The following is a 23,434-nucleotide window of genomic DNA, read 5'->3' as shown; positions in this document are numbered from 1 at the left end:
GGCATCGGCCCGCGCCGGATTAGGCTGGCCGCGTGACCACCATCGACAGCGATCCCGGCGTGCGGCGGATGCGGCCGTTCGGCACCACGATCTTCGCGGAGATGTCGGCGCTGGCGGTGCGCACCGGCGCGGTCAACCTGGGCCAGGGCTTCCCGGACACCGACGGGCCGGCCGAGATGCTGGAGGCGGCCGCCGAGGCGCTGCGCACCGGGCACAACCAGTACCCGCCCGGCCCCGGCGTCCCCGCGCTCCGCGCGGCCGTGGCTCAGCACCAGCGGCGGTTCTGGGGTCTGGAGTACAACCCGGACGGCGAGGTGCTGGTCACCGCCGGCGCGACCGAGGCGGTAGCGGCGGCGATCCTGGGGCTCTGCGAGCCGGGCGACGAGGTGGTGTGCTTCGAGCCCTACTACGACTCGTACGCGGCCTCGATCGCGCTCGCCGGCGCGGTGCGGCGGCCGGTCACGCTCCGCCCGTCGGCCGGCGGGCGGTACGCGTTCGACCCCGACGAGCTGCGCGCGGCGTTCGGCCCGCGTACCCGGCTGGTGCTGCTCAACTCCCCGCACAACCCGACCGGCAAGGTCTTCACGCGCGGCGAGCTCGCCCAGATCGCCGAGCTGTGCCAAGAGCACGGGGCGTACGCGGTGACCGACGAGGTGTACGAGCACCTGGTCTTCTCCGACGCCGCCGAGGCGCACATCCCGCTCGCCACGCTGCCCGGCATGCGTGAGCGCACCCTGCGCATCTCCTCGGCCGGCAAGACGTTCTCCTGCACCGGCTGGAAGATCGGCTGGGCGAGCGGCCCGGCCGAGCTGGTCACCGCCGTCATGCGGGTAAAGCAGTTCCTGACGTACGTCAACGGCGCGCCCTTCCAGCCCGCCGTGGCGGTGGCGCTCGGCCTGCCGGACAGCTACTACGAAGGGTTCCGCGCCGGGCTGGAGGCGCGGCGCGACCAGCTCGTGGCCGGGCTGACCGACGCCGGCTTCGGTGTGCTGCCGTCGGAGGGCACCTACTTCGTGACCGCCGACATCACCCCGCTGGGCGGCACCGACGGCATGGACTTCTGCCGCTCACTGCCCGAGCGCTGCGGCGTGGTGGCGGTGCCGACCCAGGTCTTCTACGACGACCCGGAGGCGGGCAAGCGGCTGGTCCGCTTCGCGTTCTGCAAGCGCCCGGAAGTCATCGACGAGGCCGCCCGGCGCCTGCGGGCGTGAGGCCGGGGCGGGCAGACCGCGGGGCGTAGCGACTCAGGCCGGGCTGACCGACCGCACGACCGCCGCGATGCGCTCGGCGACCGAGCGGGCCGTCTCCACCGTGGCCGCCTCGACCATGACCCGCACCAGCGGCTCGGTGCCGGAGGGGCGCAGCAGCACCCGCCCGGTCTCGCCCAGCTCCGCCTCCGCGTCGGCCGTCGCGGCCAGCACGGGCGCGGCGGTGGCACCGGCCGCGCGGTCGCCGACCGGCACGTTGACGAGCACCTGGGGCAGCTTGGTGACCACCGAGGCGAGGTCGGCGAGCGACCGGCCGGTGGCGGCCATCCGGGACATGAGGTGCAGGCCGGTGAGGACGCCGTCGCCGGTGGTGGCGTAGGCCGGCATCACGATGTGCCCGCTCTGCTCGCCGCCGAGCGCAAGGGCCGCGCCGCGCAGCTCCTCCAGCACGTACCGGTCGCCGACCTTGGTCTCGATCAGGCGGATGCCCTCGCGCGACATCGCCAGGCGCAGGCCGAGGTTGCTCATCACGGTGGCGACGAGCGTGTCCGCGGTCAGCGCGCCGCCCTCCCGCATGGCCAGGGCGAGGATCGCCATGATCTCGTCGCCGTCGACCTCGGTGCCGTCGGCGGTGACGGCCAGGCAGCGGTCGGCGTCGCCGTCGTGCGCGATGCCCAGGTGCGCGCCGTGCTCGAGCACCGCGGCCTTGACCGGCTCGAGATGGGTGGAGCCGCAGCCCTCGTTGATGTTGAGGCCGTCGGGCTCGGCGTGGATGGCGATCACCTCGGCGCCGGCCTCGCGGTAGGCCAGGGGTGCGACGTCGGAGGCCGCGCCGTTGGCGCAGTCGACCACGACCCGCAGCCCGTCGAGCCGGTGCGGCACGGTGCCGACGAGGTGCTGCACGTAGTGCTCGGCACCGTCGAGCAGGTCGTGCACCCGGCCGACGCCGCCGCCGGTGGGGCGGACGAACGACGCACCCGCCTCGATCGCCGCCTCGATCTTGTGCTCGACCTCGTCGGGAAGCTTGTGCCCGCCGGCCGCGAAGAGCTTGATGCCGTTGTCGGGCATCGGGTTGTGCGAGGCGGAGAGCATCACGCCGAGGTCGGCCTTTGCCTCGCCCACCAGGAAGGCCACGCCGGGCGTCGGCAGCACACCCACCCGCACCACGTTGGCGCCGGCGCTGGCCAGGCCGGCCACGACCGCCGCTTCGAGCATCTCGCCGCTCGCCCGCGGGTCGCGGCCGACGACCGCGAGCGGCGGGTGGCTGCGGTCGGACTCGGCGAGCGTGCGGGCCGCGGCGACCGCCACCGCCATCGCGAGCTCGGGCGTGAGGTCGGCGTTGGCCCGGCCCCGTACGCCATCAGTGCCGAAGAGACGAGCCATGACCCCTACTTCCTCGCAGCCGAGCAACAGAAGCGGCCGGCGCCGCCCCACTGTGTCACAGGGCGGCCCGGCCGTCTTTCAGCAGTACAAAACGCGTCAGCGCTTGGAGTACTGAGGAGCCTTGCGGGCCTTCTTCAGACCGTACTTCTTGCTCTCCTTGACGCGGGCGTCACGGGTGAGGAAGCCGGCCTTCTTCAGCGCCGGGCGGTCGTCGAGGTCGTTGGCGCAGAGCGCGCGGGCGATGCCCAGCCGCAGCGCGCCGGCCTGGCCGGTGATGCCGCCACCGCGCAGGTTGGCGATCACGTCGAAGGCCTCGAGCTTTTCGGCGGTCACCAGCGGCTCCTTGATGAGCTGCTGGTGCACCTTGCTGGGGAAGTAGTCTTCGAGCTCGCGACCGTTGCAAGTGATCTTGCCGGTGCCGGGCACGATGCGCACCCGGACGATGGCCTCCTTGCGGCGACCCACGGTCTGGATGGGACGGTCACCACGGGGCACGCGAACGACCGCGGGCGCCGGGGCGGTCTCGACGACCGGCGGCGCCGGAGTCGGGACGATGGTGTCGGTCATGCTGCTTCCTTCGTCCGCGCTCACTGCGCGATCTGCTTGATCTCGAACGGCACCGGCTTCTGGGCGGCGTGCGGGTGCTCGGCGCCGGCGTAGACCTTGAGCTTCTTGATCAGCTTTCGGCCCAGACGATTGTGCGGGAGCATGCCCCTGACGGCCAGCTCGATCGCCCGGTCGGGCCGCTTGCTCAGCAGCTCTTCGTAGTTGACCTGCTTGAGACCGCCCGGGTAACCGGAGTGCCGGTAGGCGATCTTGGTCTGCCGCTTGTTACCGGTAAGCGCGACCTTGCCGGCGTTGACGATCACCACGAAGTCACCGGTGTCGACGTGCGGCGCGAAGGTCGGCTTGTGCTTGCCGCGCAGCAGCGTGGCGGCGTGGGTCGCCAGACGGCCCAGCACGACGTCAGAGGCGTCGATGACGTGCCACTGACGCTCGATCTCACCCGGCTTCGGGCTGTACGTACGCACAGGTTTACCTTGTCTCGTCGTCGGTCTGGGGGCGCACGCCGAGGACGCCGCTCTTCGGCAGCGCGTCCGGCATTAGCACAACAGCAGGCAACGATACCCGGTCGCCACCCCGGGACGCAAAACGGGTCCGGCTCCTCACAACCTCCGGCGCCGTCGTGGTGCGGCTCGGTTTACCGCCCGGGTACGTCGAACGGAATCACGCGGCAAAGTCTCCTCCGTAACTTGCCCGCCATGAGTACGACACTGACCCCCACCGTGGCCGCCGCCGCGGCCGCCCCCGCCGGTAAGGGCCGGTGGCTCACCCACTGGGAGCCGGAGAACGAGGAGTTCTGGGCCACCACGGGCCGCCGGGTAGCCCGGCGCAACCTGGTGTTCTCGATCTTCGCGGAGCACCTCGGCTTCTCCGTCTGGACCATCTGGAGCGTCGTGGTCGTAGCGCTCCCGCAGGCCCAGTTCCCCTACTCCGTGGACCAGCGCTTCTGGCTGGTCGCGCTGCCCAACCTCATCGGCGCGCTGATGCGCATCCCCTACACGTTCGCGGTCACCCGGTTCGGCGGGCGCACCTGGACCATCATCAGCGCGCTGCTGCTGCTCATCCCGCTGGCCGGCCTCACCTACGCGGTGACCGCCAAGCCGTCGTACTGGGTGGTGCTGGCCTGCGCCGCCGCGGCCGGCTTCGGCGGCGGCAACTTCGCCTCCTCCATGACGAACATCTCGTTCTTCTACCCCGAGCGGAAGAAGGGTGCCGCGCTTGGCCTCAACGCCGCCGGCGGCAACATCGGCATCAGCACGATGCAGCTGTTCGTCCCCGTGGTGATCGCGGCCGGCCTCGTCTACGGCGGCCTGATGTGGGTGCCGCTGGTGCTGGCGGCGGCCGTCGGCGCCTACTTCTTCATGAACAACCTGGCGGTGGCCAAAACGCCCTTCCGGGCCCAGTTCGCCACCGTCAAGCGGCCGCACACCTGGGTCATGTCCTTCCTCTACATCGGCACGTTCGGCTCGTTCCTCGGCTACTCGGCGGCGTTCCCGCTGGTGCTCAAGCTCCAGTTTCCGGACGCGCCGACCGCACGCTGGGGCGCGGCGACAATCACGCTGGCCTTCACCGGCCCGCTGATCGGCTCGCTGGCCCGGCCGTTCGGCGGCTGGCTCTCCGACCGGGTCGGCGGGGCCCGGGTCACCGCGGCCTGCTTCACGCTCATGGCTCTGGGTTCGTACGGCGTGGTCAGCGCGGCCGGCGCCAAGAACATGGGGCTGTTCCTCGCCTCGTTCTGGCTGCTCTTCACGGCCGCCGGCGCCGGCAACGGCTCGACGTACCGGATGATCCCGGCGATCTTCGCGGCGAAGTCACCCGATCTCGCGACCGCCAAGCGCGAGTCGGCCGCGACGCTCGGCATCGCCGGCGCGATCGGCGCGATCGGCGGCTTCTACCTGCCCCGGGCGATAGCCGACTCGTACAACGCGACCGGCGGCGTCTCGACCGCCTTCACCTGGTTCGGCGTGATGTACGGCACCTGCCTCGCCGTCACCTGGTGGTGCTACCTGCGCCGCCGCGTCCTGATCACCCAGGTGCCGAGCCTGGCCCACGCCTCCATCTGACCGCACGCGAGTCTCGGGCCGCTCCCGCACCGGGGGCGGCCCGAACTTCTTATTTCCCCCACCACCGCGGACGTCGCGGTAGCTCGGATTGTCTCGATCTTCTACAGGTCTTGGATGATGCGGAGCGCTCTCGACACCCGCTGCATGGTGTCGGTGTCGGCGTAGTCGACGCACTCGGTAAACCACTTCTTCATGGGCGAGGAGAGCCGGTCGGGCATCACCACGTACTGGCCCATGGAGACGGCGAGTGGGGAGTCGCGCAGCAGCTCCTCTTCGACCACCTCGGCGACGAGGACGATCGGCACGTCCGTGCTGTTGTAGACGTCTGAGCTGATCACCAGGCCCAGCCGCTCGCGGGCGCCCTCGACGCGCCAGACCTCGCCCCTACGCAGCACGGAAGATCGCTGCGTCCACCATCGCCACCTCGCGCTCGTCGGCCAGCGCCGCGGCCTCCAGGTCGAAGCCGGCGCGCTGCACCGCGGCGGCGTGCGCGGCGAACACCTCGCGCAGCGCCTTTTCCCTCGCGGCCTGGTCCATCCAGGCGGACAGCGTCAGGCCGTCGCGCTCGGCGAACCGCCGTGCCTCTTCGATCGTGTCGTCGGGGAACGACAGGGTCACCTTTTTGGTCATGCGCCAGAGCTTACTCCCGGTATGACCGGCCGCCATCCGGACCGGCCACCTCGTCATATGCTGGGCAAACAGGCCGCGCGCTCACTCTCCGCGACCTGTCCCTCTTCCAAGGGTTGCGGTGAACGCCTCTTAGCAGGCCCGAAACAATCGGGACCCGGCCGCGAAACCGCCCCTGGGCACGCTTTGCGGCATGGCAGGCGCGGTGGAGAGTCTCGTGGCGACCCGGGAGGTCGCCACCCACTGTCCCTACTGCGCGCTCCAGTGCGGCATGACCCTCCGGGCGGCGCCGGAGGGTCCGGTCGAGGTCGTGGCCCGCGAGTTTCCCACCAACCGGGGCGGTCTGTGCCAGAAGGGTTGGACCGCGGCCGAGCTGCTCGACCACCCCGACCGGCTCACCACGCCGCTGGTCCGCGACGGCGGCGAGCTGCGCCCGGCCACCTGGGCCGAGGCGCTCGACCGGATCACCGCCGGCATCCGGCGGATCCAGGCGGCGCACGGGCGGGACGCGGTGGCGGTCTTCGGCGGCGGCGGCCTCACCAACGAGAAGGCGTACGCGCTGGGCAAGTTCGCCCGGGTGGCGCTCCGCACGAAAAACATCGACTACAACGGCCGGTTCTGCATGTCGTCGGCGGCCGCCGCGGGCATGCGGGCGTTCGGCGTCGACCGGGGGCTGCCCTTTCCGCTCGCCGACATCGGGCAGGCCGACACGCTGCTGCTCGTCGGTGCCAACGTCGCGGAGACGATGCCGCCGTTCGCGCGCTACCTCACCGAGCAGAAGGCGCGCGGCGGCACGCTGATCGTGGTCGACCCGCGGGCCACGGCCACCGCCCGGCAGGCCACGCTCCACATCCAGCCAACGCCCGGCACCGACCTGGCGCTGGCCAACGCGCTGCTGCACATCGCGCTGGGCGAGGGCTGGGTCGACGAGGCGTACATCGAGGACCGCACCAGCGGCTTCGACGAGGTGCGGCGCACGGTGGCGAGCTACTGGCCGGCCCGGGTCGAGCGGATGACCGGCGTGCCCGTGTCCGACCTGGAGGCGGCGGCCCGCGCGCTGGCCACCGCGCAGACGGCGATCATCCTGACCGCGCGCGGCGCCGAGCAGCATGCCAAGGGCGTCGACACGGTCACCGCGTTCATCAATCTGGCGCTCGCGCTCGGCCTGCCCGGACGGCCGGGGTCCGGCTACGGCTGCCTCACCGGCCAGGGCAACGGGCAGGGCGGGCGCGAGCACGGCCAGAAGGCCGACCAGCTTCCCGGCTACCGCAAGCTCGACGACCCGGCGGCACGCGCGCACGTGGCAGGAGTGTGGGGCGTCGACCCCGACGACCTGCCCGGCCCCGGCCCGTCGGCGTACGAGCTGCTGACCGGCGACGAGATGCGTGCCCTGCTGGTCTTCGGCTCCAACCCGGTGGTCTCCGCGCCCCGCGCCGGCCGCGTCGAAGCGCGCCTCAAGAGCCTCGACATGCTCGTCGTCGCCGACTTCGTGCTCTCCGAGACCGCGGCGATCGCCGACGTGGTGCTGCCGACCGCACAGTGGGCCGAGGAGGACGGCACGATGACCAACCTGGAGGGCCGGGTGCTGCGGCGCCACGCCCTCCGCGAGCCGCCGCCAGATGTGAGGACGGATCTGGCGGTGATCGCCGAGCTGGCCTCCCGGCTCGGCGCCGGCGCGCGGTTCACCACCGAGCCGCGAGCCGTGTTCGAGGAGCTGCGGCGTGCTTCTGCCGGGGGCACGGCCGACTACGCAGGCGTGACGTGGGAGCGGGTCGACGCCGAGGACGGCGTGTTCTGGCCGTGCCCATCGGTGGACCGGCCGGGTACGCCGCGGCTTTTCCTCGACGCCTTCGCGACGCCGGACGGGCAGGCCCGCTTTCTGCCGGTCGAGCACCGGCCGGTCGCCGAGGAGGTCGACGCGGAGTTTCCGCTCTACCTCACTACCGGCCGGGTCCTCGCGCAGTACCAGTCAGGCGCGCAGACCCGGCGGATCGAGCCGTTGCGCCGCAGCGCGCCCAACGCGTTCGTGGAGCTACACCCCGACCTGGCCGCCCGCCTCGGCATCGAGGCCGGCGACGAGGTCGTGGTCACCAGCCGGCGCGGTGAGATGCGGGCACCCGCCCGCCTCACCGAGACGATCCGGCCGGACACCGTTTTCGCGCCGTTCCACTGGGGCGGCGCTGCCCGGGCCAACTCACTGACGAGCGACGCCCTCGACCCGACGTCTCGAATGCCGGAGTTCAAGGTGTGCGCAGTCAAGGTACGAGCAGCATGAACGTCGTCATCATCGGATACGGCATGGCCGGCTCCCGGCTCGCGGCGGAGCTGCGTGACCGCGGCCCCCACATCAAGGTCACGGTGCTCGGTGCCGAGCCGCACCGCGCGTACAACCGGATCATGCTGTCGAGCGTGCTCGCCGGCAAGGTTCGCGAGCGCGACGTGGAGATCACCGAGGCCGCCGGGCACGGCATCGACCTGCGGCCGGGCGTGACCGTCACCGCGATCGACCGCGGCGCGCGCATGATCACGACGGATGCCGGCGACCGCATCGAGTACGACCACCTCGTGCTCGCCACCGGCAGCCGCGCGCTCATCCCGCCGCTGTCCGGCCTCGACCGCGAGCACCTGCCCGAGCGGGTCGCGGTGTTCCGCACGCTCGACGACTGCCGGCGCATCCTCGCCACCGCCTCCGGAGCGCGCACCGCGCTCGTACTCGGTGGGGGTCTGCTCGGCCTGGAGGCCGCGCGCGGGCTCGCCGCCCGGGGCATCGCCACCGAGGTCGTGCACGCGGTCGGCCACCTCATGGAGCGCCAGCTCGACCCCGGCGCCAGCGCGGTGCTCGTGCGCACGCTGGCCGGCATCGGCATCACCGCACACCTCGACGCGATGGCCGCCTCGGTGGCCGCCGACGCCGACGGCGTGACGCTCGGCCTGGCCGACGGGCGCGAGCTCCGCGCCGACCTGCTCGTGGTGGCCTGTGGCGTGCGGCCCGAGACGGCGCTGGCCGCCGAGACCGGCCTCGCCGTCGAGCGGGGCGTCGTGGTCGACGACCACATGCGCACCAGCGACCCGCACATCTCCGCGATCGGCGACTGCGCGCAGCACGAGGGCGTGGTGAGCGGTCTTGTCGCGCCGGCGTGGGAGCAAGCCCGGATCGTCGCCCGGGTGCTCGGCGGCGAAGACCCGCTCGCGAGGTACCGGCCGCTTCCGGTGGTGACCCGGCTCAAGGCCGCGGGCATCGACCTCGCCGCGATGGGCACGTCGATGCCGGCCGAAGGCGCCGAGGAGCTGAGCTTCGCCGACCCGGCCCGCGGCACCTACGCGAAGCTGACGATCGTCGACGAGCGGCTCACCGGTGCCATCCTGCTCGGTGACAACCCGTCGGTCGGCGCGGTGATCCAGCTCTTCGACCGCGGGGCGCCGGTCCCCGTCGACCGGCGGGCGCTGCTCCTCGGCCGCGCAATCGGGGTGCCGGCCGCGACGCAGGCGGAGTCGCCGGCACTGATGCCCGACGCCGCCACGGTCTGCCAGTGCAACACCGTCAGCAAGGGGGCACTCGTGCGCTGCTGGCGCGCGGGTGCCCGGTCCGTCGACGACGTGGTCGCCGCGACCAGGGCCACGACCGGCTGCGGCACCTGCCGCGACGCGGTCGAAGGCATCGTCGACTGGCTCTCCACTGTGGACTCGTCGGAGGTCGCCGCATGAAACAGCTCGTGGTCGTCGGCAACGGCATGGTGGGCCAGCGCTTCGTCGAGGCGCTGCGCTCCCGGGACACGGCGGGCGAGTGGCGGGTCACCGTACTGGCCGAAGAGGGCCGCGCGGCATACGACCGGGTGCGGCTCTCCGCGTTCTTCGACGGGGTATCGGCCGAGGAGCTGAGCCTGCACACCGCCGACGACGGCGTCGACCTGCGGCTCGGCGAGCCGGTCACGCGGATCGACCGCGCGCGGCGGGTGGCGTTCACCGGCGGCGGGGAGTACCCGTACGACGCGCTCGTCTTCGCCACCGGCTCGTACCCGTTCGTGCCGCCGGTCGACGGCACCGACCTGCGTGGGGTCTTCGTCTACCGCACGCTGGACGACCTCGAGGCGATCCGCGACCACGCCAAGGGCCGCCGCACCGGCGCCGTGATCGGCGGTGGCCTGCTCGGGCTGGAGGCGGCCAACGCGCTGCGGCTGCTCGGGCTCTCCACCCACGTGGTGGAGTTCGCGCCGCGGCTGATGCCGGTGCAGGTCGACGAGGCCGGCGGCGCGATGCTGCGGCGCTACGTCGAGGAGCTCGACGTCAAGGTGCACACCGGCACCGGGACGACCGCGATCCGCCCGCGCACCGACGGCGACGGCGTGCACGGCCTCACGCTCTCCGACGGTTCCTGGATCCAGGCCGACATCGTGGTGGTCGCCGCCGGCATCCGGCCGCGCGACGACGTCGCCCGTGCCGCCGGGCTCGACGTGGGCGAGCGCGGCGGCATCCTGGTCGACCCCGCCTGCCGCACCTCCGACGAGCGCATCTGGGCGGTCGGCGAGTGCGCGGCCGTCGAGGGGCGCTGCTACGGGCTCGTCGCACCCGGATACGCCATGGCCGAGGTGGTGGCCGACCGGCTGCTCGGCGGCGAGGCGACGTTCCCCGGCGCGGACCTGTCCACCAAGCTCAAGCTGCTCGGCGTCGACGTGGCCTCGTTCGGCGACGCGCACGGCACGACCGAGGGCTGCCTCGACGTCACGTTCACCGACCCGGCCACCCGCGTGTACGCGAAGCTGGTGCTCTCCGACGACGCGAAGACGCTGCTCGGCGGCGTGCTCGTCGGTGACGCGACGGCATACCCGACGCTCCGGGCAAGCGTCGGGGGGCCGTTGCCCGGTCCGCCGCTGGCGCTGCTGGCCCCCGAGTCCGACGGCGCCGGCACCGGTGCGGGCATCGCCGCGCTGCCGGGCGGGGCGCAGGTCTGCTCGTGCAACGCGGTGACCAAGGACCAGATCGTCGGCGTGATCCACGAGGGCTGCACCGACGTGCCGGCCATCAAGGCGTGCACCCGCGCCGGCACCAGCTGCGGCTCCTGCGTGCCGATGCTCAAGCAGCTGCTGGCCGTCTCCGGGGTGCAGCTGTCCAAGGCGCTGTGCGAGCACTTCGAACACAGCCGGCAAGAGCTCTTCGAGATCGTCCGAGTGCGCGGCATCCGCACGTTCTCGCAGCTCGTGACCGAGCACGGGCGCGGGCGCGGTTGCGACATCTGCAAGCCGGCGGTGGCCTCGATCCTCGCCTCGCTCGGCAACGGGTACGTGCTGGACGGCGAGCAGGCCGCGCTCCAGGACACCAACGACCACTTCCTGGCCAACATCCAGCGCGACGGCACGTACTCGGTGGTGCCACGCATACCCGGCGGCGAGATCACCCCGGAAAAGCTCATCGTGATCGGCGAGGTGGCCCGCGACTTCAACCTGTACACGAAGATCACCGGTGGCCAGCGGATCGACCTGTTCGGCGCGCGCGTGGAGCAGCTGCCGCAGATCTGGCGCCGGCTCGTCGACGCCGGTTTCGAGTCCGGCCACGCGTACGGCAAGGCACTGCGCACGGTCAAGTCCTGCGTCGGCTCCACCTGGTGCCGCTACGGGGTGCAGGACTCGGTCGGGCTCGCAGTCGCGCTGGAGCTGCGCTACCGCGGGCTGCGCGCGCCACACAAAATCAAGTCGGCGGTCTCCGGGTGTGCCCGCGAGTGCGCCGAGGCGCGGAGCAAAGACTTCGGCATCATCGCCACCGACAACGGGTGGAACCTCTACGTCGGCGGCAACGGCGGCTTCCGCCCGCGCCACGCCGACCTCTTCGCCAGCGATCTGTCCACCGAGGACCTCGTGCGGTACGTCGACAGGTTCCTCATGTTCTACATCCGCACGGCCGACCGGCTCCAACGCACCGCCGCGTGGATCGAGGCGATGGAAGGCGGCCTCGACCACCTGCGCGCGGTCATCGTCGACGACTCGCTCGGCATCTGCGCCGACCTCGACGAGGCGATGGCGCGCCACGTCGACAAGTACGAGGACGAGTGGCGGGCCACCGTCGACGACCCGGAGCGCGTGCGCCGGTTCACCTCCTTCGTAAACGCGCCGGACACCCCCGACCCCACCATCACGTTCGAGGTGGAGCGGGGCCAGCCGGTACCGGCACTGGGCGAGCGCCGACCTGTGGTGCTCGGTCTACCGACGATGGGAGTACGCCAATGACGGACACTCTGACGGCGCGCTGGGAAGTGATCTGCCCGCAGCAGCGGGTAGAACCAGAGCGGGGTGTGGCCGCGCTGGTCGGGGGTGAGCAGGTCGCCATCTTCCGCACGTTCGACGGCGAGCTCTTCGCCATCGAAAACCGCGACCCGATCGCCGGCGCGAACGTGATGTCGCGGGGCATCGTCGGCAGCCGCGGCGACGCGCCGACGGTCGCGTCCCCGCTCCACAAAGAGGTGTACGACCTGCGCACCGGCGAATGCCTGGACGTGGCCGGCGTGGCGGTACGCACCTTTGCGGTGCGGGTGCGGGACGGCATGGTCGAAGTGAGCGGCGGCTGATGTCCGAGGAGCTCTCCGGCTTCACGGTCGGGGTGACCGCGGACCGGCGCCGCGACGAGTTGGCCGCCCTGCTGGAACGGCGCGGCGCGCGCGTCGTGCTCGCCCCCGCGCTGCGGATCGTGCCGCTGGCCGACGACACCGAGCTGCGCGCGGCCACGAGGGCGTGCCTGGAGCGCCCGCCGGACGTGGTGATGGCCAACACCGGCATCGGCATGCGCGGCTGGCTGGAGGCCGCTGAGGGCTGGGGCCTGGCCGAGCCGCTCCGCTCGGTGCTGGGCCACGCGTACATCGTTGCCCGCGGCCCCAAGGCCCGCGGCGCCATCCGGGCGGCCGGGCTGCACGACGAGTGGTCACCCGCCTCGGAAAGCTGCGACGAGGTCATCGACCATCTGCGACACCGAGGCGTCGACGGCCAGGTCGTCGCGATGCAACTCCACGGCGAACGCCAACCCGAGTGCACCGCCGCCCTGGAGGCCGCCGGCGCCACGGTCATCGAGGTGCCCGTCTACCGCTGGGCACCGCCCACCGACCCCGCTCCGCTGCACCGCCTGGTAGACCTGATCACCGGCCGTCTGGTCGACGCGGTCACGTTCACCTCGGCACCGGCAGCCGGCGCACTCCTGCGGGCGGCCGGCGCCAGCGGCGACGCGGTCCTGGACGCGCTCCGCTCCGACGTGCTGGCGGCCTGCGTAGGCCCGGTGACCGCCGCCCCCCTGCGCCGCCACGGCGTGCCGGTGATAGCACCCGCCCGCGCACGGCTCGGCGCGCTGGTCCGCACGATCGTGGACGAGCTCCCCCAACGCGCGGTAAACCTCAAGGTGGCCGGCCACGTCCTCACCCTCCGCGGCCACGCGGCGGTGGTCGACGGCGAGCTCCGCCCACTGGCACCGGCACCGATGTCGGTGCTCCGCGCCCTAGCGGCAACCCCTGGCCGCGTGCTGTCCCGGGCCGCGCTACTACGCACCCTCCCGCGCGGCGCCGACGAACACGCCGTGGAGATGGCCGTGGCCCGCCTCCGCGCCGGCCTGGGCGCCCCCGGGGTGGTCCAGACCGTCGTAAAGCGCGGCTACCGCCTACCCGTCGACTGAATCCGCTCCGTGGCCTTCGACTGAACCGAGACCCGAGCTACCACGACGCCCGTCACCGCAGGTCGAAGGTGGTCTGGTCCGCTGCTCCCGCGGCTCACTCTCGCGTTGGGTCGCGGCCGCCCTCTTGCCCCGGCGGATGCGCGGTTTGTCCACAATGGCTGTTGCCGACCAGGCGGTAGCTCGTCGCCTGGGTCAGCCGACCGGGGTGGGGCGGCGGCCGCCGCCGCGTTCGGCGCGGAGGGTCATCATCGCGTGCTCGACGACGTTGACCAGCACCTGCTTGACCGAGTCGCGGTGGCGGGCGTCGCACATCACGAGCGGCACGTGGGGTGCGATGGCGAGCGCCTCGCGTACCTCCTCGATCTCGTACTGCGGGGAGCCGTCGAAGACGTTGAGTGCCACCACGTACGGCAGGTGCCGGTTTTCGAAGTAGTCGAGCGGGGCGAAGGCGTCCGCGATCCGGCGGGTGTCGACCAGCACGGCCGCGCCTACGGCGCCTCGGATGATCTCGTCCCACATGAACCAGAAGCGGGTCTGGCCAGGGGTGCCGAAGAGGTAGAGGATCAGGTCTTCGGCCATGGTGATGCGGCCGAAGTCCATCGCGACGGTGGTGGTTTCCTTGCCGGGCACGTTGGAGGGGTCGTCGATGCCGACGCCGGCCGCGGTCATGACCGCCTCGGTGGTCAGCGGGGTGATCTCGGAGACGGCACCGACGAGCGTCGTCTTGCCGACGCCGAAGCCTCCCGCGATCACGATTTTGGCGGACGTGATCCCTCGGTTACGGCGCGCTCCTGCGGCGTTATAGCCTGCGAAGTCCACTCAGCACCCTCTCAAGCAGTTCCATCCGCTCCTCATAGGCTTCGACCGGAGCGGCACTGTGCAGCGTCAGCAAGCCTTCCGCCACCATGTCGGCGACGAGCACCCGGGCGACGCCCAACGGGAGCCGGGTGTAGGCCGCTATCTCCGCCAGCGACTGCGCGCGGTTTTCGCAGACGGTGGCGATGCGGTGCTTGTCGTGGCCCGCGAACCGCGACTCTTGCACGGCGGCCGGGTCCGCCACGAGCACCGCTTCGAGGGCGATGTCCTGGCGGGGTTCGGTGCGCCCACGGGTGACAGCGTATGGCCGGACCAGCGCACCTCTCGGATCTTCTCGCGGTTGGTCCACCATGACGCGGTCACCTCCTTCCGTGTTCGTCGTGGCGTCACCGTCATTATCTACTTAGGACTAGCGCGCGACGGCCTCTCGGGTCGCCGGCGACAGGGCCGCGCCGACCCGCTCGACGAGCAGCGCCATCTCGTACCCCACTTGACCGACGTCGCAGCTGCGCGCGGCCAGCACGGCCATCGAGGAGCCGTCGCTGATCGACATGAGGAAGAGGTAGCCACTGTCCATCTCGATGACCGTCTGGAGCACTCCACCGGCGCTGAACATCCGCGACGCGCCGTCGGTGAGGCTGACCACACCGGACGTGATCGCGGCCAGCTGGTCGGCCCGGTCGGCCGGCAGGTCACGCGACGACGCGAGGAGCAGGCCGTCGGCCGACACCGCGACGACGTGGGCGATCCCGGCCACGCTGTCGGCGAAGTTGCTGAGCAGCCAACCCATGTCCTGCATCGCTGCTGGCCTCGTCATCAACTGGTCTCCTTGGTAGAGGTGCTCCCGTTTTCCTGGCTGCCGGCCGAACGGCCGCGCTGCACGCCCCGGTGGTACGCGGATAGCAGGCCGCGGACCTCGTCGGGCGTACGCCTGGCGCGCTGCTGGGCGGCCGAGTTGTCCACGCCGCCGGGCACGAGCTGGGCCTGCGGCACGCGCTTGGGCAGGCCGGAGCGCGTCGTGCCCCCGTTTACCGGCTCGGCGGCCCGCTCGGCGCGCCGCCAGCCCTCGTCGGCGGCGGTGCGCCAGCTCTCGTCGGCGCCGCTCCTCGGGCGGGGCACGGCGCCGGCACCGGCGTCGCCGGCGCCCTGGGTCGCGGCGGGCGGCACCACCGGCGGCGCGTACGCGGCCGGCGGCGGCGCGGCGGCCGGCGGCGGGGTGGGTGTGCGGCTCGGCAGCGAACCGCCGAAGCCGGAGCCGCTGTTGAGCCCGCCGTTGCCGAGGCCGGACCCTGCGCCAGGGCCGCCGTTGCCGAGGCTGGAGCCGCCGGAGAGCCCCGAAGACCCGCCGGACAGGCCGGAAGACCCGGAGTAGCCCGTGGAGGCGCTGGAGAGGCCTGAGGCGGCCGGTGCGGCGCTCGCCGAGGTGTAGCTGCCGCTCGGGCTGGCCGCGGTGCCGCCCGGGCTCACCGCGGAGAAGATCTGCGTGGAGGCCTGGCCGTGTGAACGGAACCAGACCGCTTCCATCTCCCGGTAGATCGGCACCTCGCCGCCGTCGTCAGGACGCGGGACGACACCGGGCGAACCGGCCACCGGGCCAGCCGGCAGGCCGGAGGGTGGCAGCACGGCGGGTGTCATCGGGTGGGCCGTCGCGGGGATCGCGCCACCCCGCTGCGGCAGCGGTGAAGGCTGCACGGTCGGGTACGCCACCGTTGGCGAGCCGAACCCACCCTGCGGCTGGCCGACCGTGGCGCCGGCCGGCTGGTTGATCGTCGGGAACGCGCTGGTCGCCGCCGTCGCGTTGACCGGCACGGCGGAGGTGTCCCAGGAGGGCTGGGTCTGCCCCGGCCGCGGGTCGGAGATCGTGGCGGCGGACGAACGCATCGGCGCGGCCGGCTGCGACCAGCCGCCGGACACCGGGGCCGCGGCGGCCGGGCTGGTCTCGACCGCGAGCGGCGAGCGTGGGCGGGTGAGCACCTGCTCGCGGGTACGCGGCGCGGGCAGCACGACGATGCCGCTCGGCAAGGTCACCTGCGCGACCGTGCCGCCCTCGACGTTGGGCCGCAGCTCGACCCGGATGCCGTATCGGGAGGCGAGGCGGCCCACGACCGCCAGGCCCATCAGCCGGAACGCGGCCACGTCGACCGCGGGCGGCTGGCTGAGCCGGTGGTTGAGCGCGTCCAGCTGGTCTTCGGTGAGGCCGAGGCCGCGGTCTTCGATCTGGATCAACACGTAGTCGCGGATGCGCCGGGCGTCGGCGACGACCACCGTGTTGGGCGGCGAGAACCGGGTGGCGTTGTCGAGCAGCTCGGCGACGAGCCGGACGACGTCGTTGACCGCGTGCGCGGCGATCGAGATGTCGGTGTCGACGGTGCCGAACTCGATGCGGTTGTAGAGCTCCACTTCGGACTGGGCGGCGCGGAGCGCGTCGACCAGCAGCGCGTCGTCGCGCCGCGGCGCGGTGGAGTCGGCGCCGGCGAGCACGAGCAGGTTTTCGTCGTTGCGGCGCATCCGGGTGGCGAGGTGGTCGAGCTGGAAGAGCTGTGCCAGCCGCTTCGGGTCTTCCTCGCCGCGCTCGATCATGTCGAGCTCGCCGATCATGCGGTCGACCAGCGCCTGGCTTCGGCGGGCCAGGTTGAGGAACATCGCCGAGACGCTCGTGCGCAGTGCGGCCTGCTCGGCCGCGATCCGGACGGCTTCGCGGTGTACGACGTTGAACGCCTGTGCCACCTGCCCGACCTCGTCGCGGTTGGGCAGTCGGATCGCGTCGCGCACTTGGCGCACGATCTCGTCGGGCCCGCCGTCACCGATGCTGCGCACGTCGCGCAGCTGGGCGACCGCGTCGGGCAGGTCGCGGTTGGCCACGGCGAGCGCACCTTCGCGGAGGCGGCGCAGCGAACGGTTGAGCGACCGGGCCAGGACCACGGCGAGGGCGACGGCGATGAACAGCGTGATGAGTACGAGGATCGACTCGACGACGGCCTGGCGGACCACGGCCGCGCGGACGTCGTCGGCCTCGGCCAGCGCGCGCTCTTCGAGCTTGACCTCGGCGTAGCGCATGAGGTCGACCACCGAGCCGACGGCCTGCTGGGCCGCGTCCGCGCCGACCAGTGCGGTGCCGCCGACCGACCGGTTGATCAGGGCCTCGACGCTCTGTGCCAGGTTGACCGCGTCGCCGGTGACGGTCGCGTCGGCGATCGACTGCTGCGCGCCGCTCGCGGCCAGTTCGAAGCTCGCCTGCGCGGCCTCCTGGCTCTTCAGCGCGCCGAGGAACGAGTTGAGCTCCTCTTCGGCCAGGCCACCGCCGCCGGCGAGGGAGGAGTAGATGACCGCTTCCTCGTCGGCCTTGGCCGCCTTGGCCTTGGCAAAGGCGGCCGCCGCGCGCAGCTCGTCGGCCAGGTCGCCCTCGCCGGCGAGCTGGCCGACCACGTCGCCGTACGCCACGAGGTCGGTGAGGATGTTGCCGTAGCGGAGCACCGCCTCGGCGACCGGACGCTGGCCGGCGAGCATGTCCCGGCGGGTGCCGTCGAGCGTGGCGATGTGCCCATCGATCTTGACGAGCCGGGTCTCTACGGAGTTGGGAACGTCGCCGACGTCCTGCCGCTCGCTCGTGTATCCGGCGACGGTCTGGTCGGTGCGGCTGACCGCCTGGTTGTAGGCCTGCTTGGCCTTGTCCTTGTCCCGGTTGTTCGCGGCCAGGTACTTCGCCGCGGCCATGCGCTCCTTGTGCAGGTCCTGGTTGAGGGACGAGACGTTGGTGGAGAGGGCGGTGAGGTCGCGGATGAGGCTGGCGTCGAGGGCGCCGCGGCCGACGTCGACGAGCCGGACCGTGGCGAGCGCGAGCACCGCCGCGACCGGCACGACCAGGATGAGCGCGAGCTTCGACCTGATCCGAGCGTCGCGCAGACGCGGAAACCAGCGGCGCGCAGCACGGCGGGCCTGCACACCTTTTTCGGGCAGGGTCGTAGGTCCCGTGCTCACGACATCGCCTCCGTCGTCGTCTCCACGCGCGACTCGCTCGACCGACGCCTGGGTGCACCGGTCAGCGCCGCACGCGGCACGGCCGCGATTTCACCAGAAACGGCACCCACTTGGGAAGCCTCAGTCAGGCAGGAAACGGTCGCACCATCCCCAATACAAACTCCGCCCACTCCGCCCCTTCCCAAGAATGTGGCCGTGACCTGCGCAAACAGTAACCCGCAAGGCATTGATGTCGATAAAGTTAACGAGTGCAAACTTCTTCGCAAACCACTATGTGGGATAGCCGTCCCGTGGAACAGGTACCCCGTCAGCTTGACCCCGGCGTCCGCCGTTGGCATGGTTTCCACGTTCGAATGACTGCGCGCTCACACCGTACGGCAGGCCCGTCCGCGTCGCTCCACAGGGGACGGACAGCGGTAGCCAGCCCCTAAAACACCAGCTCTGCTGGGTCGTCCACCTGGAGGACCACCTTGAGGCCCATACGCTCCGTGACGCTGTCTGCGCTCACCGCAGCCGCGCTGGTCCTGTCCGCGTCCGCCTGCCAATCCAGCGATGACGCCGGCGACGACGTCGAGGAAATCATCATCGGTGCCGACCTGGAGCTGTCCGGCCCGACGGCGGCCATCGGGCAGGCCTACCAGCGCGCGCTCGACCTGAAAATCAGCCAAGTCAACGACTCCGGTGTGCTCGGCAACCGAAAGCTCAAGCTCGAACCCAAGGACAACCGCTCCGACTCCAGCCTGTCCCTGACCAACGTGGGCGCGTTCGCCAACAACTCCAACGTGGCGGCCATCGTGATGGGCACCTGCGCGGCGTGCGTCGACGAGGTGGTGCCAACCGTCGAGCAACGCGGGATCCCCACCATCGCGCTCGCTCCGGCCAGCGCTGTGGCGGCGCCGGTCAGCGAGCGGCGGTGGGTGTTCAAAATCGGCCCCAACGCGACCGACAACGCCGCCGCCCTCACCGCGGAGCTCGGCAACGCGAAGAAGAAGCGGGTCGCCGTCCTGTACACCGACGACGCCTACGGCGTCGAGGGATACGAGGCCCTCAGGGACGCGCTGGCGAGCGCGAAGATCACGAAGACCGGCGAAGCCAAGATCCGCCCGACGGACACCGACGTGAGCCAGGCCGTGCAGTCGCTGCTCGACACCGAGCCGGGCCAGGAGCCGCAGGCGATCGTGGTGTGGACGTTCGCGGAGCAGGCGGCGCTGGCGGCCACCAGCGCGAAGCAGGCGGGCTTCACCGGCTCGCTGTTCTTCGACGGCGCGGCGGCCGGCGACCTCTTCCTGTCCGGGCAGGGGGCCTCCAACGGCGCGACGATGGTGTTCACCCAGACGATGGTGATCGACGACGTCATCGCCACCACGCCCGCGACGGCGGCCCGCAAGCAGTGGTTCCGTGACTACACCGCCAAGTACGGCAGCTACAACGGCTTCTCGTCGTTCGCCGCCGACGCCATCCAGATGATTACCAACGCCCTACAGCAGAGCACCTCGCTGAGCCGCGACAGCATCCGGTCCATTGTGGAGACGTCGCAGTTCGACGGGTTGTCCGGGCCGATCCGGATCACCCCGGACAACCACTCCGGCCTGATGCCGCAGGCGCTCACCGTGCTCGTGGCCCGCAACGGCCGCTGGCGGCTGGCCAGCTAGGAGCCTGTCGAAACCCTTTCCAGGCAAGAGATTTGGGCTACCGCGACGTCCGTCGTGGTCCGGACCGTTGCTCCCGCGGCCTCACCCGTCAGTCATCCCGGGAGGTTTGACCGTGACCAACGGCGGACGGGTAAGGCCGCGGGAGCAGCGCCGCGCCCAGGGTGGGCTTGGCGCGCGGAGCTGGCAGCGGGGGCCGGGGATTTCGGCTCGCCCCGCGAGCCGCCGGCCACCGCGGTCTCCGGCGGGAGCAGCGGCCCGCAGCTGACACGGACCCGGGAAACCTCTTGAAACTCAAGGGTCAACTCAAGCCGAGCGGAATCGGGTCTAGACCACGACGGACAGTGCGGATGTAAGGGCGGTCAGCGGTCGGTGGTGGCGCGCACCCAGGGCAGCAGCAGCCGCTCGAGCCCGAGCAGCGCGGAGTAGAGGAGGATCGTGGTGGCCGCGATCAGCACGAACGCGGCGAACGCGGTCGCCGACTCGCCCTGACCGAGCGTCTGCACGATGATCGAGCCGAGACCCGGCCGTTCGGCGTCACCGGCCTGAAACTCGCCGATGATCGCGCCCACCGAGGCGAGCGGCAGCGCCAGCTTGAGGCCGACGAGGAGTTGCGGCATCGCGGCGGGAAGCCGGACCTTGAGAAACATCTTCAGCCGGGACGCGTCCAGCGCGCGGGCCATCTCCGCAAGGTCGCCGGGCGTCCTGGTCAGCCCGGTCACCGTGGAGAGCACGACCGGGAAGAAGCACATGATGAAGATCATGAACTGGATCGAGGGCTGACCCCAGCCCAGCCAGATGACCAGCATCGGCCCGAAGGCGATCTTGGGCACGGCGTTGACCGCCACCAGCAGCGGCGAGAACATCCGCTCCAGCACGGCGGAGCTGGCCAGCACGATGCCCATCAGGAAGCCGACGAACGACGAGATCACGAAGCCGAACAGCGTTTCCAGCCCGGTCGTCAGCGTGCCTTCGAGGATGAAGCTCCGGTTGGCGTTGAAGCCGCGCAGCACGTCTTCCGGCGGGGGCAGCACGACCGGGTGGGCCAGGCCGAGCACGCTTGTCGCCAGCCACCACACGAAGACCGTGACAACCAAGCCGGCGATGGGATAGACGAAACTGGGTACCCGTATCCCGGACCGGTCGGCCGCCGCGATGGGCGGCGCGGCGACTGACGTCTCGCTCATCTCACGCTCCTTGCGGGTCTACCTCGGGTGTGGCGGCCGGGTCAGCCGCCACACCCGCTTGGTTCGATGGGTCAGACCTTCGGCACCAGGTCGACGGAGATGATCTGCTCGGGCGTGATGCCGGCCGGGATCTGACCGGCGCCCTGGAGGATCGCGATGCTCCGGGCCACGCGCTGGGTGTCGATCAGACCGATCTTCTCACCGGAGCCGGCGGAGCGGACGAAGGAGCCCATCAGCTCCAGCTCGGCCTGCGCCGCCTTGTCGTTCGCGGCCTGGTCCTTGGCCTTGAGGATCTTGGCCGCCTCGGCGGGGTTGGCCAGCGAGTACTCCAGGCCCTTGAGCAGGGCGGCGGTGAACTTCTTGACCTCCTCCGGCTTGTCCGTCGCGTTCTTCGTCGACGTGATCAGCACGTTGCCGTACAGGTCGATGAGGTAGTCGCTGTACGGGAGGAAGAACGGCTCCTTCTTCGTCACCGCGGCGATGGTCGGCCGGCCCACCACGAACTGGCCGATGCCGTCGACGTTCTTGTTGTTGAGCTGGCCGATCAGCGTGGCGGGCTCACCGTTGTTCCAGGTGACCTTGTTGTAGTCGATCTTCGCCAGCTGGGCGTACACCGGGAAGAGGTTGCGCACGACGGACCCCGGCGCGTCGACGAGGGTCTTGCCCTCCAGGTCCTTCGGCGTCTTGATGCCCTTGTCGGTCGTGGTCGCGATGGCCGCCATGGTGCGCTGCTGGATCGCCGCGACGGCGGTGAAGCCCTTCGTGCCTTTACCGAAGTTGAGCAGGCCGCCGGTCAGGTCGATCGGCGTGTAGTCGGCGGCGCCGGCGACGATCTTCTGGATGTTGCCGCCGGTGCCCTCGCCCTTCTGGATCTCGACGTCAAATCCGGCTTCTCGGAAAAATCCTTTTTCGAGCGCGACCCACCCGTACGCGTCACGCCCGAAGTTGCCGAAGGACGTGAGGTACCTCACCTTCACCAGCTCACCACCGGTGCCGGCGTTGTTTGTCGCTTCCGGTTCGTCGTCGGAGCTGCAACCGGCCACGACGGCCAGAGCCGTGGCCAGAGCGGCTACCGCGAAAGAACGGGTAACCCTTCTCATGAACAGATTCCTTCCAACTGGAGGGGGCGTTGGAGCGACGGCGCCGAGACCGAGGGGAGGCCGCGAGGCCGTTCATGAATGTCGCGCCACAGCGTAGGCGAAAGGCTGGTTTGCGACGCAAGGCGTATCGGGTTACGAACCGATCCCGGCCGGGGTATCGCGCCGTAACGGGATGCCGATAGCCTGACCGCGACCAATCACCCGGATCCGATCGACTCAGGCGGTTACCGTGCGCGTCTGCGTGTTCACAGAGCCACACCGTGGAGCCACGTACGACGACCAGCTTCGCCTCGCCCGGCTCGCCGAAGACGCCGGGTTCGAGGGCTACCTGCGGGCCGACCACTACCAGGCAATGGGCCTCGAGGCCGGGCTGCCCGGGCCGACCGACGCCTGGATCACGCTGGCCGGCCTGGCCCGCGAGACCTCCCGCATCCGGCTCGGCACGCTCGTCACGTCGGTGACGTTCCGGCAGCCCGCGCCGCTGGCGATCGCGGTGGCGCAGGTCGACCAGATGAGCGGCGGCCGGGTCGAGCTCGGCATGGGCACGGGGTGGTACCAGCGCGAGCACGTCTCGTACGGCATACCGTTCCCGTCCACCGGCGAGCGCTTCGACATCCTCGCCGAGCAGCTCGCGGTCATCACCGGCCTGTGGGGCAGCCCGGTCGGCGAGCCGTTCAGCTTCAAGGGCGAGCACTACCAGCTCGTCGACGCGCCCGGCCTGCCCAAGCCGGTGCAGGTGCCCGGTCCGCCGATCATCGTGGGCGGGCGCGGCCCCAAGCGCACGCCCGAGATCGCGGCGCGATACGCGGACGAGTTCAACATGCCGTTCAAGACCGTCGCCGAGTCGAAGGCGGCGTTCGACCGGGTGCTGGCGGTCTCCGACCGGGTGGGGCGGGCCGAGTCCGGCAAGGCGCCGCTGGTGATGTCGGTGGGCATCGTGGTCGCCATCGGCCGCACCGACGCGGAGGCACACCGGCGCGCGGCACCCCTGCACGCACCGAGTGCCCTGCCGCCGGAAGACCCGGTGGTCGGCTCGCCGGCGCAGCTCGTCGACCGGATCGGCGAGTTCGCGGCGATCGGGGTCACCCGGGTGCACCTGCGGTTCATCGAGATCACTGACATCGACCACCTCGAGCTGGTGGCTTCCGACGTACTTCCGCAGGTTGTCGCCCTGTGATCACAGAGCGCGAAAATGACCATGGCACCGTGGGCCGC

The 23,434-nt window shown here is 71.3% G+C and carries 20 protein-coding genes; 9 read left to right on the top strand and 11 right to left on the bottom strand.

The genetic code is table 11. The features are described 5' to 3' along the window. The first annotated feature begins 32 nt into the window (after window positions 1-32). Entirely contained in the window at window positions 33-1,211 is a 1,179-nt protein-coding gene (locus AC5L36_RS05065; RefSeq protein WP_441214163.1) for a pyridoxal phosphate-dependent aminotransferase, read from the top strand. 33 nt (window positions 1,212-1,244) lie between these two features. Here the strand turns inward: AC5L36_RS05065 and glmM are convergent, their stop codons facing one another. From glmM to rplM, 3 genes are all read right to left on the bottom strand, one after another. Continuing rightward, window positions 1,245-2,591 (bottom strand): phosphoglucosamine mutase, encoded by a 1,347-nt coding sequence (gene glmM, locus AC5L36_RS05060; protein ID WP_441214162.1) that lies wholly within the window; start codon window positions 2,589-2,591, stop codon window positions 1,245-1,247. Between the two features lie 96 nt (window positions 2,592-2,687). Next, window positions 2,688-3,158 (bottom strand): 30S ribosomal protein S9, encoded by a 471-nt coding sequence (gene rpsI, locus AC5L36_RS05055; protein ID WP_441214161.1) that lies wholly within the window; start codon window positions 3,156-3,158, stop codon window positions 2,688-2,690. Between the two features lie 20 nt (window positions 3,159-3,178). Next, window positions 3,179-3,622: a 50S ribosomal protein L13 gene (gene rplM, locus AC5L36_RS05050; protein ID WP_441214160.1), complete on the bottom strand. Its 444-nt coding sequence runs from the start codon at window positions 3,620-3,622 to the stop codon at window positions 3,179-3,181. Window positions 3,623-3,853: 231 nt separating this feature from the next. Between rplM and AC5L36_RS05045 the strand changes: the two genes are divergently transcribed. Further along, window positions 3,854-5,218: an MFS transporter gene (locus tag AC5L36_RS05045; protein WP_441214159.1), complete on the top strand. Its 1,365-nt coding sequence runs from the start codon at window positions 3,854-3,856 to the stop codon at window positions 5,216-5,218. Window positions 5,219-5,319: 101 nt separating this feature from the next. Here the strand turns inward: AC5L36_RS05045 and AC5L36_RS05040 are convergent, their stop codons facing one another. Together AC5L36_RS05040 and AC5L36_RS05035 are read right to left on the bottom strand one after the other, a co-directional pair. After that, window positions 5,320-5,613 (bottom strand): type II toxin-antitoxin system PemK/MazF family toxin, encoded by a 294-nt coding sequence (locus tag AC5L36_RS05040; RefSeq protein WP_441214158.1) that lies wholly within the window; start codon window positions 5,611-5,613, stop codon window positions 5,320-5,322. Next, a complete protein-coding gene (locus AC5L36_RS05035; protein ID WP_308710614.1) occupies window positions 5,603-5,848 on the bottom strand; it encodes a hypothetical protein in 246 nt (81 codons plus the stop codon). Before AC5L36_RS05035 ends, AC5L36_RS05040 begins: the two co-directional genes overlap by 11 nt. A gap of 190 nt (window positions 5,849-6,038) precedes the next feature. Between AC5L36_RS05035 and AC5L36_RS05030 the strand changes: the two genes are divergently transcribed. From AC5L36_RS05030 to AC5L36_RS05010, 5 genes are read left to right on the top strand one after another with little or no spacing between them, the layout of a single operon-like run. Next, window positions 6,039-8,120 (top strand): molybdopterin oxidoreductase family protein, encoded by a 2,082-nt coding sequence (locus tag AC5L36_RS05030; RefSeq protein ID WP_441214157.1) that lies wholly within the window; start codon window positions 6,039-6,041, stop codon window positions 8,118-8,120. Next, a complete protein-coding gene (locus AC5L36_RS05025) occupies window positions 8,117-9,550 on the top strand; it encodes an FAD-dependent oxidoreductase (RefSeq protein WP_441214156.1) in 1,434 nt (477 codons plus the stop codon). The genes AC5L36_RS05030 and AC5L36_RS05025 overlap by 4 nt, the downstream gene beginning before the upstream one ends. After that, window positions 9,547-12,063, top strand: coding sequence for a nitrite reductase large subunit NirB (nirB, locus tag AC5L36_RS05020; RefSeq protein ID WP_441214155.1), 2,517 nt, complete (start codon window positions 9,547-9,549; stop codon window positions 12,061-12,063). The genes AC5L36_RS05025 and nirB overlap by 4 nt, the downstream gene beginning before the upstream one ends. After that, window positions 12,060-12,401 (top strand): nitrite reductase small subunit NirD, encoded by a 342-nt coding sequence (nirD, locus tag AC5L36_RS05015; RefSeq protein WP_441214154.1) that lies wholly within the window; start codon window positions 12,060-12,062, stop codon window positions 12,399-12,401. Before nirB ends, nirD begins: the two co-directional genes overlap by 4 nt. Beyond that, the gene (locus tag AC5L36_RS05010) at window positions 12,401-13,489 is read left to right on the top strand and encodes a uroporphyrinogen-III synthase (protein ID WP_441214153.1); all 1,089 of its coding nucleotides are present in this window, start codon (window positions 12,401-12,403) and stop codon (window positions 13,487-13,489) included. The genes nirD and AC5L36_RS05010 overlap by 1 nt, the downstream gene beginning before the upstream one ends. A 192-nt stretch (window positions 13,490-13,681) precedes the next feature. On the opposite strand, the gene AC5L36_RS05005 is transcribed toward AC5L36_RS05010, so the two are convergent. The 4 genes from AC5L36_RS05005 to AC5L36_RS04990 are packed head-to-tail and all read right to left on the bottom strand — an operon-like array spanning window position 13,682 to window position 18,283. After that, window positions 13,682-14,308, bottom strand: coding sequence for a GTP-binding protein (locus tag AC5L36_RS05005; RefSeq protein ID WP_441214152.1), 627 nt, complete (start codon window positions 14,306-14,308; stop codon window positions 13,682-13,684). Then, window positions 14,289-14,657: a DUF742 domain-containing protein gene (locus AC5L36_RS05000; protein ID WP_377307454.1), complete on the bottom strand. Its 369-nt coding sequence runs from the start codon at window positions 14,655-14,657 to the stop codon at window positions 14,289-14,291. The genes AC5L36_RS05005 and AC5L36_RS05000 overlap by 20 nt, the downstream gene beginning before the upstream one ends. A gap of 57 nt (window positions 14,658-14,714) precedes the next feature. Continuing rightward, a complete protein-coding gene (locus AC5L36_RS04995) occupies window positions 14,715-15,122 on the bottom strand; it encodes a roadblock/LC7 domain-containing protein (RefSeq protein ID WP_441214151.1) in 408 nt (135 codons plus the stop codon). Beyond that, entirely contained in the window at window positions 15,122-18,283 is a 3,162-nt protein-coding gene (locus AC5L36_RS04990; protein WP_441214150.1) for a nitrate- and nitrite sensing domain-containing protein, read from the bottom strand. The genes AC5L36_RS04995 and AC5L36_RS04990 overlap by 1 nt, the downstream gene beginning before the upstream one ends. 470 nt (window positions 18,284-18,753) lie before the next feature. On the opposite strand from AC5L36_RS04990, the gene AC5L36_RS04985 reads away from it, so the two are divergent. After that, complete coding sequence (locus AC5L36_RS04985; protein ID WP_441214149.1) at window positions 18,754-19,935, top strand: ABC transporter substrate-binding protein; 1,182 nt, start codon at window positions 18,754-18,756, stop codon at window positions 19,933-19,935. Window positions 19,936-20,294: 359 nt separating this feature from the next. Here the strand turns inward: AC5L36_RS04985 and AC5L36_RS04980 are convergent, their stop codons facing one another. Both AC5L36_RS04980 and AC5L36_RS04975 read right to left on the bottom strand, forming a co-directional pair. Then, window positions 20,295-21,119 (bottom strand): ABC transporter permease, encoded by an 825-nt coding sequence (locus AC5L36_RS04980; protein ID WP_441214148.1) that lies wholly within the window; start codon window positions 21,117-21,119, stop codon window positions 20,295-20,297. A gap of 71 nt (window positions 21,120-21,190) precedes the next feature. Next, on the bottom strand, window positions 21,191-22,219 hold the full coding sequence (locus AC5L36_RS04975; protein WP_441214147.1) for an ABC transporter substrate-binding protein: 1,029 nt from the start codon (window positions 22,217-22,219) through the stop codon (window positions 21,191-21,193). Window positions 22,220-22,448: 229 nt separating this feature from the next. On the opposite strand from AC5L36_RS04975, the gene AC5L36_RS04970 reads away from it, so the two are divergent. Then, a complete protein-coding gene (locus tag AC5L36_RS04970; protein ID WP_441214146.1) occupies window positions 22,449-23,396 on the top strand; it encodes an LLM class F420-dependent oxidoreductase in 948 nt (315 codons plus the stop codon). Window positions 23,397-23,434 lie beyond the last annotated feature (38 nt).

The organism is Phytohabitans sp. LZ39, from assembly GCF_059359075.1.
Note: the sequence above shows the minus strand (reverse complement) of the source record. Positions and strands in the feature narration are given on the sequence as shown.

Bases quoted from the DNA above. Each gene is read 5' to 3' on its own strand.
- AC5L36_RS05035 (WP_308710614.1), bottom strand. From the start codon at position 5,848: ATGACCAAAAAGGTGACCCTGTCGTTCCCCGACGACACGATCGAAGAG.
- AC5L36_RS05010 (WP_441214153.1), top strand. From the start codon at position 12,401: ATGTCCGAGGAGCTCTCCGGCTTCACGGTCGGGGTGACCGCGGACCGG.
- AC5L36_RS05000 (WP_377307454.1), bottom strand. From the start codon at position 14,657: ATGGTGGACCAACCGCGAGAAGATCCGAGAGGTGCGCTGGTCCGGCCA.
- AC5L36_RS05045 (WP_441214159.1), top strand. From the start codon at position 3,854: ATGAGTACGACACTGACCCCCACCGTGGCCGCCGCCGCGGCCGCCCCC.
- AC5L36_RS05030 (WP_441214157.1), top strand. From the start codon at position 6,039: ATGGCAGGCGCGGTGGAGAGTCTCGTGGCGACCCGGGAGGTCGCCACC.
- AC5L36_RS04995 (WP_441214151.1), bottom strand. From the start codon at position 15,122: ATGACGAGGCCAGCAGCGATGCAGGACATGGGTTGGCTGCTCAGCAAC.
- rpsI (WP_441214161.1), bottom strand. From the start codon at position 3,158: ATGACCGACACCATCGTCCCGACTCCGGCGCCGCCGGTCGTCGAGACC.
- nirD (WP_441214154.1), top strand. From the start codon at position 12,060: ATGACGGACACTCTGACGGCGCGCTGGGAAGTGATCTGCCCGCAGCAG.
- AC5L36_RS04975 (WP_441214147.1), bottom strand. From the start codon at position 22,219: ATGAGAAGGGTTACCCGTTCTTTCGCGGTAGCCGCTCTGGCCACGGCT.
- nirB (WP_441214155.1), top strand. From the start codon at position 9,547: ATGAAACAGCTCGTGGTCGTCGGCAACGGCATGGTGGGCCAGCGCTTC.
- AC5L36_RS05025 (WP_441214156.1), top strand. From the start codon at position 8,117: ATGAACGTCGTCATCATCGGATACGGCATGGCCGGCTCCCGGCTCGCG.
- glmM (WP_441214162.1), bottom strand. From the start codon at position 2,591: ATGGCTCGTCTCTTCGGCACTGATGGCGTACGGGGCCGGGCCAACGCC.
- AC5L36_RS04980 (WP_441214148.1), bottom strand. From the start codon at position 21,119: ATGAGCGAGACGTCAGTCGCCGCGCCGCCCATCGCGGCGGCCGACCGG.